This window comes from Desulfosporosinus cupriresistens (genome assembly GCF_001707885.1).
Taxonomy (GTDB): domain Bacteria; phylum Bacillota; class Desulfitobacteriia; order Desulfitobacteriales; family Desulfitobacteriaceae; genus Desulfosporosinus.
Genome location: NZ_MASS01000011.1, coordinates 1 through 16,715, shown reverse-complemented (window position 1 = coordinate 16,715; position 16,715 = coordinate 1). Strand labels below are relative to the sequence as shown.

At 38.3% G+C, this 16,715-nt stretch carries 9 protein-coding genes and 1 other RNA gene; 1 reads left to right on the top strand and 9 read right to left on the bottom strand.

Annotation, left to right across the window (positions count from 1 at the left end; genetic code table 11):
- Positions 1–81: 81 nt before the first annotated feature.
- From DSBG_RS06240 to DSBG_RS06210, 9 genes are all read right to left on the bottom strand, one after another.
- Positions 82–831: a hypothetical protein gene (locus tag DSBG_RS06240; protein ID WP_068963328.1), complete on the bottom strand. Its 750-nt coding sequence runs from the start codon at positions 829–831 to the stop codon at positions 82–84.
- Positions 832–1,296: 465 nt separating this feature from the next.
- Complete coding sequence (locus DSBG_RS22925; protein ID WP_176716189.1) at positions 1,297–1,446, bottom strand: hypothetical protein; 150 nt, start codon at positions 1,444–1,446, stop codon at positions 1,297–1,299.
- Between the two features lie 637 nt (positions 1,447–2,083).
- Positions 2,084–2,290, bottom strand: coding sequence for a DUF5808 domain-containing protein (locus DSBG_RS06235; protein ID WP_068963327.1), 207 nt, complete (start codon positions 2,288–2,290; stop codon positions 2,084–2,086).
- A 197-nt stretch (positions 2,291–2,487) separates the two neighbouring features.
- Positions 2,488–3,177, bottom strand: a complete 690-nt coding sequence (locus tag DSBG_RS06230; RefSeq protein WP_068963326.1) for an aspartate/glutamate racemase family protein — start codon at positions 3,175–3,177, stop codon at positions 2,488–2,490.
- Positions 3,178–3,681: 504 nt separating this feature from the next.
- Positions 3,682–3,872: non-coding RNA, 6S RNA (gene ssrS, locus DSBG_RS24280), on the bottom strand.
- Between the two features lie 76 nt (positions 3,873–3,948).
- A complete protein-coding gene (locus DSBG_RS06225) occupies positions 3,949–7,038 on the bottom strand; it encodes a metallophosphoesterase (RefSeq protein ID WP_068963325.1) in 3,090 nt (1,029 codons plus the stop codon).
- A gap of 978 nt (positions 7,039–8,016) precedes the next feature.
- Complete coding sequence (locus DSBG_RS06220) at positions 8,017–9,831, bottom strand: reverse transcriptase/maturase family protein (protein ID WP_068963324.1); 1,815 nt, start codon at positions 9,829–9,831, stop codon at positions 8,017–8,019.
- Between the two features lie 70 nt (positions 9,832–9,901).
- Positions 9,902–10,042, bottom strand: a complete 141-nt coding sequence (locus DSBG_RS22920; RefSeq protein ID WP_176716188.1) for a hypothetical protein — start codon at positions 10,040–10,042, stop codon at positions 9,902–9,904.
- A 1,237-nt stretch (positions 10,043–11,279) separates the two neighbouring features.
- Positions 11,280–13,853 carry an SIR2 family protein gene (locus tag DSBG_RS06210; RefSeq protein ID WP_176716187.1) on the bottom strand — a complete coding sequence of 858 codons (2,574 nt, stop codon included), beginning with the start codon at positions 13,851–13,853 and terminating at the stop codon, positions 11,280–11,282.
- Between the two features lie 399 nt (positions 13,854–14,252).
- Here DSBG_RS06210 and DSBG_RS06205 point away from each other — a divergent pair, with 399 nt between their 5' ends.
- Positions 14,253–15,050, top strand: coding sequence for a transposase (locus DSBG_RS06205; RefSeq protein ID WP_242877433.1), 798 nt, complete (start codon positions 14,253–14,255; stop codon positions 15,048–15,050).
- The last annotated feature ends 1,665 nt before the right edge of the window (positions 15,051–16,715 follow it).

The window sequence follows — 16,715 nt, the reverse complement described above, 5'->3', positions numbered from 1 at the left end:
AAGAAATAAGCATGTTCTTCTTGAGCTTAGCAAGGTGTAAGCGGCGGGTTATGATTTAGTATTGATTATGCTAACCGCATACTACCTGAAATCGGTATCATGCAGCGTTTTTAAAAACTTAGAATTAATAATCTTTTGTAAGTCTGAAGAGGTTACGGTTTTTAAGCTGATTTTATTACCATTTTCATATTCTCGGAAAACCTTTTCACCTTCTTCAGGAGTAAGTAACATTCCCGTAGATACCAAGGGAATAACAAAATAATCGTTATGAAATTTGCCTAATACATCCATATAATTTAATCTAGCATACTGTAATATTCTAAAGGTAGTAGGTTGATTCATGCTTTTGATTAATTGGCCCATTTCTTTTTCTATGTTTGAGTACATTTCTTCACTCTCTGTCCCATAAATAGTTAATATTTTCCCCTTCCCATTATTTGTGAAATCATCTTCACCATAAAAACCATCGATGGGAATTGAAATTTTTTTATTCTTTGTGCCGATACTTAAAAACACTGCCAAATTATAAGTTAAACCTCTTACAGGACTTCCATCATTATTAACAATGATACCATATTGACCCCCATTTAAAGTTTCAACCTGCATCGAACTAAGAGTAAATTGGGGCATTGCCTGGATTTCCATTATAGTTGTTTGTTTCTCGGCAATTTGATTAGCCTGATATGCTAAAGTAGCAGCCATGAAACCAACTAATAGCGTGACAAAAACATCTAAAAATATTTTATTATTAATCAGAAATATTCTCAAATTATGTAATCTATTTTCTATTTTATTTTTAGCTTCTATTTTCGATCGTTCTTTTTCCTCCACATTAAATATCCTCCAAATATTTATAACGCATTAAATGTAACGTATCCCCTCATCTCCAACTTTCCTGTTGATGAGAGGCAGCGCTATTTGTTATCCGATTGTAAGAACATCCTGCATGCATAACCTGTTAGAGGCCTTTTACCCTCAACGCCCCAGGTAAGTTCATATCCAATCGAGCAACATCTACCTGCACCTCTAATACACCCAGTATCCTTCATCCCAACCCACCTTCAAAAGTACCTTCTTTTGGAAAGCGGGGGAATTGAAAGACTCGGTATGTTACTGCTGACTAAATTTTATCATACTGCTTGTTCTTCTTGATCGTAGCAAGGCGCAAGGCGTGGTGATTTACTTTCGATGAAGTTACTGGTTTTACCAGAATTGTGAGTCAGGACGAAATGACCACCTCAATGCTCCCTGCGGGGAATAAGGCAAAAACCTCGTTTTAGCAACGAGGTTAGCTTTTCATTTCTTATTAGCTTCTTTTCTTATCGTACCGATCTTTTTGTCACTTCTAGTGTCTCTACCATCCTGGTTTCTGATTGTCCCAGGAGGCAATCCCTCTTTCTTTTCGAATGTCCCTACAGTACAGTCACTTCTTGTTTTTCTAGGCATCCCATTTACCCCCTGTATAATCATTTTATGACAATTATACCTCTAAAGTCCTCCCATGTGTTATATAATCTTTCAAAAATTCTAATTATCCTGTTAGAAAGTCAGTATAGAAATTTGATTGGCCATCATTCTCAACGCAAGCACTAATCAGATAGTGACAATACTGTACCCGGATGTGGCCAAATATTTTTGATCCAATCCCACCGCTCTCCGGTTAGAAGGACCACCTACGGTGTCCCCACACACAAGCCTCGGTTCTTGTCCTCTGGCTAGGCTTTATCCAGTGCGGTTATTTCAAACCACATGTGCTTCTTGAACTTAACAAGGCGCAAGTCTCTCTAATCCATACATGCCGAGATCATTCTCGGCTTTTGACCGTAACGTTCACCACCGAAGCCTTTCGGTCTGAAGCAGCTTACGGCTGTTTGAAACCAATTCCTATAAACCGGTTTCGAAGGACCTACATTCATCACTGATACAGCATCGTGTTCTTCGAACACGTTCTTGGCACAAGACTGCTTGCTAGGCTTTATCAAGGTGATTATTTTTTCTTGAGGTTAGCGGGGCGCAATTGACGTGGCGAGATTTACCACAATCATATATCTTCGCTAAAATTAACTCTTTGAAAAGGACTTTATTACCTAATGAGTTTACGGTAACCAATGAGACCTATTATCGCTAAAATAATTACCCAAGAAATTGGATTAGCCCAGTTTAAGGTCCAACCAATTCCGAAAGCTTTTGGAACAAGAAAATTGGAATCTTCCTTGTTAAAATAAAAGAATATGCCATTCCTATTTCTATATTCTTCAATTTCTTCGCCGCTCCATTTTCTTCGTGCCATCTTTAATTCCCCTTTTCTACAGTCCGATTGTGAGGGCGAATAAGTAACTTAGCACCCATCCACGCGCCTACCATACAAATCCCCCAACCACGAAAGACTCCACTAGACAAACAGCTAGCCTTTATCGAGGCGGCTATTTCTTCTTGAGATTAGCAGGGCGTGGGTGACGGGCTGATTGGAGGAGAAAATACCCAAGATTATTTTAGCGCTAAGTTTACCGCCTCTTTTGCGTGAAGTAAGGTTGTATCAAATAAAGGGACAGGCAAGTCCTCAGGTTTGACTAATAGACCAATTTCTGTACAACCTAGAATAATTCCATTTGCACCTTGCCCAATCAAATCCTGAATTATCCGTTTATATCTGGCCCTAGATTCATCTACGATTTTTCCTAAACACAGTTCGTTATAAATTACTGTATTTACTATTACTTTATCTGTTTCCTTGGGAACTAAAACCTTTATTCCTTGAGTCTCCAATATTGATTTATAAAAATCCTGTTCCATGGTATATCGTGTTCCCAAAAGGCCAATAGATTTGATTCCACTAAGAAGAACCTGTTGTGCAGTGACATCTGCAATGTGAAGTAATAGGATTTGGATGCCTGACTGAATTTCGTTAGCAACTTTGTGCATGGTATTCGTACAAATGACAATAAAATCTGCCCCTGCTAATTCAAGACTTCGAGCAGCATCTGTTAGAATCTTAGCAGCCTCTTCCCATTCACCATTTCTTTGACAGTTTTCTATTTCCTCGAAGTCTACACTATATAGGATGCATTTCGCCGAATGTAAACCTCCAAGCCTCTGCTTAACTTCTTCATTAATAATGCGATAATATTCGCTCGATGATTCCCAGCTCATCCCTCCGATTAAACCGATTGTCTTCATCATTTTCTCTCCAATCTAATTTGGGCTAAGATCTGTCGCGGTCACGACAGGGATGCCAGCAACCCATCATATATTCCAACGCCCTCTGTGTTCTAAGACTTCACCCCGGCGGTGTTCGTCCTAATATGTACATCAACTCACGTCACCTAGTATCTCTTCACACAAACCATACTTACCAACCTTCGAAAGTGGCCTTCTTTTGAAACTCGGCATTCAACTGCTGGTAGGCTTTATCAAGGAAGTAATTTCTTTTTGAACTTAGCAAGGATAAGTGCGTGGTTAATAATTGTCAGCCGTCATGCCCGGAATATTGCTTCGTTGAGTTGTCCGCCAACTGACGGAATTGGCGTCCGGGCCAGTTCTTAGCTTTGCTAACACCGCTCTCCTCCAACTTATTCCTAATTATACCACTGTGTTTAGACAAATTGTTGTGAAAAGTCATCAACGTCTCCCGTTTTTGCCTATATAAGTAAAAAATCCAGTGCGTGTTGTCGCTCTGGATTACAATTCCCTGCAAAGCCGTTTAGATTATTTGGTTTTAACCCCGCTATCGTAGGTGGGGATTTTCACCCTACTTTTTAGCCTTCCCCTAACATTGGAGGCCTGACCTAATCAGTAAGTTTGTCAATATCGTAAATTTTAAATAGGACCAAAGGACCAAAACCAAATCAAATCTTCGCACATCGCAGGTTTGTAAGGGATATAATTATTAGAAGGTGGCATAAGGAAAGTATCGCCAACGCCGTATGCATAGACCTGCTTAGTTTATCTTTATTTTCTTAGTTTTGCAGACATTAGTAAACTCGGCTGGACTTCTAAAAATCTTTTCTCCCACTCATGTGCTTCCAATAGTGTTATTGGTTCATCATAATCAGTTTGCAATAATTTTTCTTCAACATATTTTGTTTTGGGGAGAAGACCTGGACAATATGTATTCCATATATCTTTTGCTAAAACAAGAAACGCTTTAGCTTCAAATACTCTCTTTTGGGAAAATAAATTCTCTGCGATCCAAAGGTAAGCATAACCGCAGTTCATTTTTGAAATGTAATCATTACCTTTTAATAGTTGAACCAAAGATTGACGCAAAAACTCCTCAGCTTCTTCATGCCTGCCTAAATTATAATAACACCTAGCAATATTACCCAAATCAGAAGAGCTCATGTTGTTTGTAGATTTGTTGCGCCCTTTAAAAAATTTAACAGCTTCCTCATTATCCCCACTATCACGGAGAGCTAACGCACGCGTATAAAAAGGATCATTAAATACCCAAGCTGCTGAATTGAGTTTCTTAGCCAAAACCTTACACTCATCGGCAGTTATTATTGATTCTACGAATTTTCCTTGTTGCCATTCGATCCAAGCAGCAAGACTTAAATAACCTAAATACTGATTCGTATCAGGTTCAACTGACATGCTAAAATGATCCAGATACTCAACACATCTTTTATTATCTCCCACGAGCCAAAGTTTTTCGATTACAATACTAAGTAATTTTGCTCCTCGATTCCGGTCAACAAGTCTAAACTCTTCCCATTTGACCAAATCTAATATCTGACATGCTAATGAACAAAATTTATGATGATATCCACTGTCATAAAGTACCGCACGATATCGTTCTAGTAACTCTAGTCCTTCTTTGTAATTCCTGGAGTTTAAACATGTTTCTATCGAATCAGCGAGATTATTTGCGCTCATGGAGACATTGATTTTATCAAGAGCTTCGGTGTTCGAAAATAATTTTTCGACTAAAGATGGATGTAGAAAGATACATAAAACTCTTGAAACATACTTTCTTTGAGCGCTCGGCGAGTAACTCTCATGAAGAAATTCTCTAACTAACGGATGAACTTGATACTCCCATGTATGTAAAATAGAATCTTCATGTCGACGTAATAGCCCCAACTTTTCTAACTTACGAATAGCTTGGCCAGTTTTAGTTGAACTAATATCGGTAATTACACGTTTTATCTGGTTGTCGGTTAAGGGACGTGGAACTTCTCCTATGTGCCTTAATAATTTTTTGCTATCTTTATTTAGTTGCCCCCATATCGTATCAAAATACTCTTTAATGCTTCCTCGAGTCGTTGTTTCACCATCACCGAAGTTTGATATACAATGCTTCAAAGTGTCTTTTCTTGCCAGTATTTGCCCTGCAATTAAACCCAGCCAATATGGGTGACCATTAGTAAGTTTAACGAGTTTTTGGCAATATTTTCGATCATTGTCTCCAACTAATTCAATATTTCTTCTGGTAAAATATTCAATTACTTCATCCGAGGATAAACCCGGTAAATTTATTTGTCTAAAGGCTCCTCTAGAATCGTTAATAGGTTTTCTACTCGTTAAAATTATCTTACTATTATGCTCACCATTCAAGATGGCATCTAATATTGGTTTAAATTCATTAGTAACGGTTTCACTTTCCTCATTAACATACGCATCAATATTGTCAAAAACGATTAGCAATTTATGATTTTGAATATGAGACATGAATCTTTTTACTGTATCTTCTTGCGTTTCGTCTCTAAACAAAATTTCAGATTCTTGACCACCAGTGATTGCATCTAAGAGTTCTATAATCTTTGTATGAATTGAAACGGGTAACTCACGGCAATCTACCCATACACCTAAATCGAAATATGCATTTACTCCACCTCTAGAATGTCTACGAGAAAATTCAGCAGCCAACCATGTCTTTCCTTGCCCCCCTACCCCAGTAATAGCTACAACTTTGTAACTAGGATTTAATAGGGTTATGAGTTCATCACTTCTCCCAACCCAATCTGTCAGAAATGGAACAGCATCAACTTTAACGTTCGAAGGTAAAGGAACTTTATTGGCAATAGTTTCAGTTTTAACATATTGTTTAATTGGAATTGATAAATGGCCGTTTTCGCCACCTGCTTTGTAAAGCATCGTATCATTTACGAAGTTACCATCTTCTCTGGTTATTCTCAGCCAAACATTCAGTAGTTGACTTTTTAGATCAAAATTATAAACTGCATAACGACATTGCGATATCTTCGGTTGTCCTTTTTCCCTATCAAGAGCATTGGGGAACCCTATTCCAGACACTAGTGATACAAACGATCCATCTGGATTCGTACTAATATCTATTGCGCCATCATGAATATGTCCGTGCAATAAAGTCTCTGCTGACAATAGATTTTTGTCTTTTATATAGTTTAATATCATCTCTCTTTCATCCTTGTTTAACCATTCAAGTGGGTGGTGAGAAAGAGCAATATTATATTCGGCTTTAGGTAATTTGTTCTTAATTTCCACAAGACTTTCAAGCTGCCACCTACCTAGGTATAAATTTTCAAAATCCTTGTCGCCGGTAGTCGACCAAGAAGAATTAAGTAAAAAAAACCTAATTGACCCTATATCGGTACTAATATCTTTAATTAACCCTCCAAACATTCCTTTATAGGCATTCTCTAAACATCCCGTTTTTGTTAAAAAATCGTTAAATAGTTTATACCTTGCTCCAAAAGATTCCCAGTATTCATCGCATTTGTCTTTATAAGTAAAGTCTTCATGAGCTAGTTTTTCCAGGAGTGTAGAAACGGCTAATCTTCTGGGAATATCATGGTTTCCCGGCACAATTAATAGATTTTCTTTAGGTACGTTAACTTCACTTAAAAGCCTATTGATAAACTCATTGGCTATTTCAAATGTCTTATCTGTTCCGCCCTTTTCCACAATATCCCCTGTAAATGCAATAGCGTCTAACCGTAAATCTTGCTTTTTTGTAGTATCTTTTATATCCTCAATAAGATTATTTAATGTCCTAGTAAAAACCGGATCATCCTTTCCAATATGTAAATCAGATAAGTGTACTATACTGAAGGACAAAGATAGCACTCCTTTCTAGCACCAGTAATTACGTATTACTCTACTAATTTCCACATTTCCTCTCTTTTCCCTTCTTGTTTTACTAAATTAATCTGCAATAAATAAAAAAAACCCGACCAAAAGATCTAGGTTCTACATTGTATTTTTACTTTTACAAATTTTTTTATCAATGCCCTAAATGCAAAATAAATAATTGGCAGTCATATTTCAAGAATTCTAATTAAATTCCACAGCACGTTAAAACGCTCACGGTAGGTAATATGGTATCAAACTTGGCCACCCAATATCCCGTTATCTCAAACATCCTAACCAATCTTTAAACAGGGCCTTTGGAATACTGTAGGCGCTCAGCAAAATCATTATTTAGGATGCTGTCGTAATTTACCTATATCTTGATCGGCCATACGCCCTTACACGCATAAAATTTACCATCTAAAGGTCGTCGGGATTTCCCTTCAAACTCAGTGGTTAGTATCCCATCAACGAGACAAAAATTAGTACTATTAAATGTGTCCTCTTGAGGGGGGGCTTTTTCCTATACTATTACGAAAATCCCCCTTATACCCCCATACTGTATACCCTATATTTGCGTAAAAGTGCACCCCTGGGGGTGTAAAATATGTTGATTTCATACGTCCAAGGAAACATAAAACACACTATCAAATTACCCCAAAACCCCAAAAAACACTGATACCAAGCTATTTCCGCTCTATCAGCACGACCGTCTCCACGTGCACAGCCCACGGAAAAATACAAACAGTAAGATCCACAACACTCCCTGGCTAGACCACGCAGGTCTCGTGTCGATTCTCGCCAGGTAGGCCGGAGGAATTTCACCTCCAGCCTCCTACAGAACCGTGCATAAAGTAGAGTAGGCACCCAGCGAGTTGCTATTCTAAAAATAGTACTTTTCCAGATGCCCCTCTCAGAACGGAGCGTGCAAGTTTCCTGTGCACTCCGCTCGCCAGTGATTAACTGTCAGCCGACATTAGCGCTTAACAATCTCTTACCGTCATATTTACCTGAGTGGATATTGGTGTGGCATTCGAGACATACTGCGAGCGTTTTTCTTCTCATTGCCAGCATTCGTTTCATCCAATCCGGCCTTTCTTTTCTACCGTTATTTTCGAGATCTTTCAACTTCTTGACGTGGTGCATTTCAACATTTCCACTTGATCCGCATAACTCACATGTATCCTTCATCAGACGATCAATAAGTTGACTCTTGATGCTGAATACTTTCCCCATCGGTATCTCATCCACAATTACGGCATCCTTCTTGTATCCGAGTTTAAACCCTCCGAAATAAGCGACCAACGGCTTTTTTCCTTCCCGTTTCACTTCCGTTTGAAGTACCTTGTAGCTTTGTCCGTCCGTTTCGCGAATCGTTTTGTACTTCTTAAAGATTTTGTTGACCGTCGTTTTGAACTTATTCGCAAGGGTACGTGCCAAAGACAATTCCATTGTTCTCTTGAGACCATGCAACTGATGAGCATTATACGCAAGAAGATAGTATTGAGCGAATCCACGAAATTCGGACTGGTATTGGGAAATAATATCAAAATCCGAGTTGACCGTCCGTTCTGTTCGATGAATTGGTTTTCCGCTCTTCTTATATTGTCTTGCTTTGTCTTTCATCTTCTCGTCTGGAACGCGAAAGCCGATCACCCCATTGATGCTGCGTTGTCCACGCTTGTCATGTTTCGCATCATGATGCAGCACGTGAATGTCATAGCCGAGAAATCGCGCTTTTTCGGTTTTCGCATGGGTAATCAAGGTCTTTTCTTCGCTAAGCGTTAATTTTAGTTCACTTACGAGAAAGGTTCTAATTTGTTCCTTAACCTTGATCGCATCCTGCATAGGACCTGAAACGCCCAACAACCAATCATCCGCATAGCGGATATAATAGAGTCGTCGGAATGCCGGGTCATTAGAATCTTTGGAAGGCATGGACTGTCTCTGCTTGTTGAGTTCCTTTACCCTCTTCCAGTCTTGATGGCGCATATGCTTTCTAATCTGGTTGCTTAGCGTTTTATAGGTTTTATTCTCTGCCCTTCTACCCCCGCAATTATAGACGGGGAGGATGCGTTTCTCCATAAACTGATCGAACTTATCCATATAAAGGTTAGATAGCAAAGGACTTAAAATACCACCCTGCGGGCATCCGCTTAGGGTAGCGTTATATTTCCAGTCTTCCATAAACCCACATTCCAGAAAGTGTTTCATCAGTCTCCCGAAGCGATTGTCTTTCACTTTTTCAGCCAAAATTCCAAGTAGAATACCGTGATCGATACTACCAAAACAGTCGCGGATGTCGCCTTCGACGAACCATTTCACACTTTTCCAGCCACTTTTAGCTCGAATAGAATCAAGAGCTGTGTGGCATCCACGACTGGAGCGAAAACCGTGAGAGGCGTTGCTGAATTGCGGATCAAAGTAGATATTCAGAATCAGACGAATAACTTCTTGGAGTAATTTATCCGACCATGTTGGTAGTCCAAGAGGGCGTTGCTTATTACTGCCCTTTTTCTTGATATACTCACGTCTGACGGGCGAAAAACGATAGGTTTCCTTTTTTAGTTGATTGATAATTCGATCAATCTTGGCAATGGACATGCCGTCAACCGTTTCGTCTGTCACACCTTTGGTCATCGCGCCTTTGTTGGCATAAATATTATTGTAAGCAATAAGATACAATTCTTTGTTGAAGAGCAAACGGTAGATACGATATAACGGTAATTTTCGCTTGCCTCTGTCGCCGATGATATCCAATACTTTTTCGGCCTTCTGCATTTCGCATACCTCCAAGCGATTGATATCGTAACCACCTGTCTTCCTTCTCCTGATCTACCCACATATTCGGTTACCCTTTCTGTGGTATAACGATCCAGCGACACATATTAAAGTTCGCCTGTGCAACGGTCATTACAACCGCCACGTTGGATACTATGAAAACTCCGTTACCATAAGGGTCTCCCCCGTTAGGCAATCCCATGTTCTTCATGACTGGAACGTTCTAGTGTAACTTAGGTTCTTCACTTATCACCTTGATTGAGCTCATTGCTCAACGTCCCGCAATCTTGGAGTTCTTCAGACGAAAGTTTAATCTGAGTATATTGCAGGCAGGGAGTGTTTAGATTGTGTATCCCTGAATGTGAATTTCCATCACTGGTTATTGAAGTTTAAGCAGTTTAGCCTTAACCATATTATACAGAACTAGCAGAGCGATACCGTAACAATCTTCAGATATCCTCCGCGTTACCCCCATGCTGTTGTTCCCTAGCCCTTTCGAGTCCAAGGTAAGGAGGTTGTTCTCAAAGCATTTCCAAGGGCTTTGGTCCGATACTCGGACAATTCCAGAGTCTTGAATGACATGGCGCACCCTCTCGATTTACACGGCTCGTACCAGCCTTTCTCTTGGAGCCTTACGGCTGCAAGACGACGCAGAAAGTTGAACGCGCTTCATCACTAATACGGGTTGTTCCGCCCCCTTCATGTGCATCAGTACTTTCCCCCTTCGTGGTCTACACTTATAGGGTTTTCCCTTAACATCACATGAAGAGTTCCCAAGTTCCGTATCCGAGCCTAGATTAGATTCACGCCCCTTATACACCGGACACCACATGGCCAATAAATAGGTTGCTTCCATGCTAATCTCGAAGAAGCAGTCAGTCTTCGGTTTTGATGTCATCCTACCTAGCTTTCGATGCTTAATCAGGGGTTCACTTTCATTCACCACCGCAGCCTTTTGGTCTGAAGCAGCTTACGGCTGTTTGAAACCAATTCCTATAAACCGGTTTCGAAGGATTTACCTTCATCACGGATACAGCATCATGTTCTTCGAACACGTTCTTGGCACAAGACCACCTGCTAGCCTTTACCAAAGGCGGCTACTTCTTCTTGAGGATAGCGGGGTGGGTGGTGGCGTGGCTGAATTTGCCCGCATGAAGAGTACCAAAATGCCGGCGATTTGGGAGTCCGGATGTGTCCGGAATACCCGCCACCACGCCAAACTCTCCTCCGGCTAGAAGCCACCCTTCGGTGACCTCACGCGTAAGGCTCGATTCTTGCTGCTGGCTAGGCTTTATCAGGCCGGCTTCTTGAACTTGGCAAAGTGGGCGGGGATGTGGGTAGCCTTTGTCATCAAGGTAACATTTTAACTCCTTATAAACTAATCATTCATCTCTACTCTATTACTGCGTTAATTATTTTTAAAAGAATATTTGATTATTAAATGCTAATCATCTACGCAAACGTACTTTTTTACCTGTTTTATTAAAGATTATTTCTTCGGCTAGAGAAAAATCGTTAATATCACCAATATCCTTTTTAAATCGACTAGACATTAGATATTCAATGAATAATTCAATATCTTTAATTTCTTCATCAGACGAAGTTCTGTAGTCTAAAACTGAATTTTCAACGATAATTTTGTGATAAGCTTCAATTGTTAAATGGAGAAGTTTCTGTTTTTTGCTTGGATCATATCCATTTGTATTTAAAATAAAGTTTGTTAAAATTAGTGCTTTGGTTACAAGCATGTGGGCTAAAGTATATTCTACGTTATTCGCTCTACGTTCGCTTGCTAACTGGTAAGCTCGATTTATAAGGCGATAAGCAAAATCCAAAGATTCTACCTTATGTTCATTATTTTCAGTTCTCCTAGCTACACGCAGTTTGCATTTAGCTTCTTGGTGTAAAAATTGATAGTTTTCATTGAGTAAAGGCGTTAATTCTTTATAAATCATATTTGGGAGGACAATCGACCCTTTATACGGTGAATCATTAAAAAAAACAAACTGAATAGAATCCAAAAAGTAGTATGGTTTAATGATTTGATAGTAATCTGGGTTGGTATAATTGTCTGAAGAAGTGTAGTAAAGTCTATAATCGTTTATGATATCACAATACGCTTCCGCAATACTTAAATAATTTGTTGCTTGGCTTGCAAATCGGGAAAGACAACGATAAACCCAATAGTTCGAATTAGAAATAAATTTAAAACCAGAATGATTATCCAACGTGAGTTCAATGTTGTACATATAATCTTTTTGGATAGCAATATTTGCTATTTTGCTTAATTTATATAATGATTCATCGATTTCTAATGCGTTTGCTAAAGATGCAGAAATGCTAGTATGATTAGCTAGTACAATCATAGCCTTCAATTCAGATAAATTGTTTTTGCTTAGAAAATTAATCGGAGGGAAAAACGCTCTGTTCTCTTGCTTTAACGTAATGTCATCAACTCGGATTAGATAGTCAAGTATTGAGTTTTTTTCATTGTATTTTATCAATCCAAGTGGACTTATCTTTTTATTAAATTCATTAATCTCAGAATAAGGAACTTCGTTTTTTAGATGTTGATCTAATAAATAAAGGCCCACGTCTTTCTCCAGATTTGGAATAGATTTGATAAAATACTTTGAAAATGTTCCATTTGATTTATTAATAGCCACAATTATTTGATTATTGTTATTCTTGATCTGCAATATTTTGTTAAACAAAATATCTTTAATTTGTGCGTTCGATATTGTATCTTCATCAAAAACGTAAAATGCATCCTTTTTATCGAGCATTGTTTCAAGCAGTTGCTTAGATAATGTAATTCCTGAAGGAAAGTAATAAACATTTTTTGAGTGAAATTCTTTAATAATATCCAGTAATACATAAGTTTTACCACTTAAAGTGCTCCCACCCAATATGTAGATTGACTTCTCAGTAGAACGAATAGCATCAATTATTTTTTGAGTAATATTTCTACGAATAAAAAACCCTGGTAATGTTATTGTTTTAGTTTTAGGATTAATTGAAACCTTATCTTTTAAAAAAAGGAACTGTATATTTTCTTCATTACTAATTTCAATATTTTGAAATCTAATATTAGCAAATTGATCTAAATTATCATTTTCTCTAAGTTTTTTTACATCATCAGAAGATTGATAAATAAAGTTATAAAAATCATCCATCGCATTGGAAGGGACACGGATAATATCTGTTATTCCATATCGTTCAAGCGTTGAGAGTTTTAATTTCGAAATTTCTTTTTCAGGAGTAGAATCATAATATACATAGAATATTTTATGATCTTTATCTATATTTATTTTTTCAGCAAATTGAGTACCCGCCGTAAATAATAGGTCTAACTCGTCATCAAGCCCACATCCGACAAACAAAATACTGTTTGAAAGAAAATCTGTTTGTAAAATTCTGAGCATATCTTCGTTTTGTGAATCTTTTAATGCATTCATATATTGGGATTTACTCAGAATGCAATATTTCGGGTCGGCAGTTTCCATATATCGCTTAATATCTCCATGGAGTTTATATAAGCACCTTTTGTTTTTCAACCATAAGGTATTTTGCTTTGAATATGGTACAATGGTAATCAGTTCTGGCGATACGCTTTCAATAGCATCATCATAATTTAACGTATAGAGATATCTCCAACCGATATTAATAAAATTGCTTTTAGCTACTTCTAAATCTCGAACATTAGAAAAATGATCTTCCATATATTCCTGGAATTCTTTTTTATCAATATCTCCAGCTTTAGATTGATATGCTGGCCAAAATATTTCCGCAACATCACTAAGCTTTAACTTGTGTAACTCTGCGCTATCGGATTCGTTGTAATCTAAAAGCCTATTAATAAATCCCATTAAAAATGTTTTTAAACTATCAACAGTAGGTACTTTACCACGTTTTGCGATAGAATCCTTTGTAAATCCTGATCCAATAATCGGAATAAGCCGTTCACGCTTTAATTCAATGCATATATCATTGTATAATAAATCTCGGTCATCCTTATTCACGAAATTGATAATGTTCACTAAATCGACTCCCTTTCCTACATCCCAATACATTGAATAATCCTAAATCATTATCTACAAAACACTGTTTGTTGAACATTCACCATTTCAAATCCTAACATTTTTTCCGCAAATATAAATTCCACATCTTGCCTTAATTTCCTCCCAATATCGTGGAAATAATCCAAGAAAAAGAATAAAGCCAAACCATCCTGAACTTCCCCCTGTCAAGTCAATGCATTAAGTTAAGGCCTGAAAAACACAACCATCAAGATTAAGATGGTTGTGTTTTTCTTATACATACAGGTGGGCATATAAAATTTATCAATTGAAGAAACACTGACAAATAAAAATCGAAGGCTTCGCCTTGAAAATGAGGACATTTTAAGGCGGCCTTCTAAAATGAAAAAGAAAGCATATCCAGAGCAGGTACGAACTGCGCTGCACCAAGCGATACGCTCAATTACAGCAGATTTACCGGCTTGCGTGAAACGACCAGGGCAAGATTTTTCACGCGAACGCAAATTATCACTGAATACTATGCTGCTTATGCTTGTAGGCATGGGAGGCAATAGCCTTTCAAAAGAATTATATGATTGGCTAGGCTATTCGTCAGAGACTGCAACCGCTTCAGCATTTGTCCAACAGAGAGACAAAATTCGTCCAGAAGCACTGAAACTACTGTTTCACGAATTTACAAGATTAGCAGTATCGAAGAATTCATTACAAGACTACAGGCTGCTCGCTGTTGACGGTTCGGACTTGAGACTTCCGTCAAATTCAAATGATGGATTCTCCTCCATCGGGAACAGCGAAGATAGCAAAAATTACAATCTTGTGCATTTGGACGCTATGTATGACCTGATGGGCAAGGTTTATGTCGATGCATCCGTGCAACCCAAGAAAGGCATGAATGAGCACAAAGCCTTAGTATCCATGGTAGACCAGTCTGAAATCATCGGAAATGTAATTGCAATCATGGATCGTGGATATGAGTCATTCAACAATATCCCTCATTTTCAGGAAAAATTATGGTACCATATCATCCGGGCGAAAGAATCCTATGGGATTATATCAAGGCTCTCTCTACCAAATTGCTCGGAATACGATGAAGAAATCACGTTAAACCTCACCCGGCGCCAAACCAAAGAAACGTTACCACTACTAAAAGCATACCCCCTTAATGGCATTGACCTTTAGGGGAGCATATTAGAGCAAACCCACCCCCAGATATTATACTTGAAATAATAAAAATCCACTAAATCCACATAGTGTCTTTAAATACAAACTTGAAAGAACTTAAATCCCGTTTGTAGTATAGAATTATTTTTTCTAACATTGCTCCACTCTTTGCCTCACCTTAAACAGAGACAATAACTACTTTGCTTTAATAATCTCTTCTAAATATTCCATGCTTTTTAGTAAATTCCTCTAAATATTCTAGCAACAGGTAAGGATAAACTAAAATAGACCAGAGCTTCATGCCTTGGCACTTATCAAGGTCCATTGAATACATTATTTTTTCTTTTCGGAATTCATTACATAAGTTTACTCACAGTCCCAAGGCCCCTATGACACTGTGACACATTTATTGCGTTTTTAGGCCTGTTTTCCCTTAAACAATAGCAATAGGTAGGGCTTTGATATTATCTCCACCTTTTCCCCTGCTCCACACCGTCCATGACAGTTTCTCATCAACGACAAAAATTATTTATTACCTATACTACTATATTATGTAAAACAAAACAGGCGACATGTTCCCAGGAACGCACCTAGAAAACATTGCGCCTGTTTTTAATTTAATTCTGAATATTCCTAAACCTACAACCCGCACCACAGGCGGGTTTAGAGTGTCTGTTTTCTTAGACAAGTCACGGTCTCAACGTGCTGCGCTCATGGGTACATGTTCAAAAATGTTTCCTTAAATCCCAACTCCACCCAGGGGGGTCGTTTTCCCTAATTTCGCATACTTTTACGCAAAACACCCCTTATACCCCCATGCGGTAACCCTATATTTGCGTAAAAGTACGACCCCCTGGAGGTCGGAAAAATGGCATTTTAGGTCGTTCCTGGAAACATAAAACACACTGAAAAATAACCAAAAATCCTGGAAACCGCTGATACCAGGCTATGCGCGCTCTATCACCGTAACTGTCTCAACGTGTTGAGTTCACGGAAAAATACTCTTACCAAGAAATTATAAGAGTGAATTGTTATTCTAAATGGTATAACAAAATAGACCAGACTAAAAGCACAGGCTGGCCGATTTCAACTGTTCTGGAACTGATAAACGAGTTATGTTGATACGTATACCTCTTTAACTCTGGCATAATAAATCCGCAGAAACTTATTTAACGCTGCAATTTTTGCCTCTTGTTTAGGTTTCCCTTCAGTTTCTTTTGCCTGTGAATTACCTGTCCATATGGTTTTAGAAAACAGACTGTACTTTTACCCTTTGAAACGTCAATCCCTACGCTTATCATCCTACTCCTCCAAATATTTGTGTTGGTATCCATCCCTGCTTATTACCCATTCATATTAGTTGGTTACACGAAAGCCTCAGCGGTTTCAACCTGGCTTAACCGAATGCTCATAATAAGAGGATGGCTGGCAGATTATCCTGCGGATGCCAAATCCAATGGGAAGTAGACCAGGCCATTTCTCCCCTCATTATAAGTAAGCACAAGCATCCAACCCTTACAGATCGTTTACTTGTGCTTTTATAGTACTAATGCGAAGCAAACGGTAACTTATTAAGGGTTTAGAATATGAATATTGCTGTCACACCATGAGAGAAGGTCTGGTCCTGCATTAACTTTGCGACCATAAATAACTCTAGACATATACAAGCGGCTAACAATACAA

Excerpts from the sequence above, each read along its gene's own strand:
- DSBG_RS22925 (WP_176716189.1), bottom strand. The coding sequence starts at position 1,446 with ATGCCTAGAAAAACAAGAAGTGACTGTACTGTAGGGACATTCGAAAAG.
- DSBG_RS06235 (WP_068963327.1), bottom strand. The coding sequence starts at position 2,290 with ATGGCACGAAGAAAATGGAGCGGCGAAGAAATTGAAGAATATAGAAAT.
- DSBG_RS06230 (WP_068963326.1), bottom strand. The coding sequence starts at position 3,177 with ATGAAGACAATCGGTTTAATCGGAGGGATGAGCTGGGAATCATCGAGC.
- DSBG_RS06220 (WP_068963324.1), bottom strand. The coding sequence starts at position 9,831 with ATGCAGAAGGCCGAAAAAGTATTGGATATCATCGGCGACAGAGGCAAG.
- DSBG_RS22920 (WP_176716188.1), bottom strand. The coding sequence starts at position 10,042 with ATGAAGAACATGGGATTGCCTAACGGGGGAGACCCTTATGGTAACGGA.
- DSBG_RS06205 (WP_242877433.1), top strand. The coding sequence starts at position 14,253 with ATGAAAAAGAAAGCATATCCAGAGCAGGTACGAACTGCGCTGCACCAA.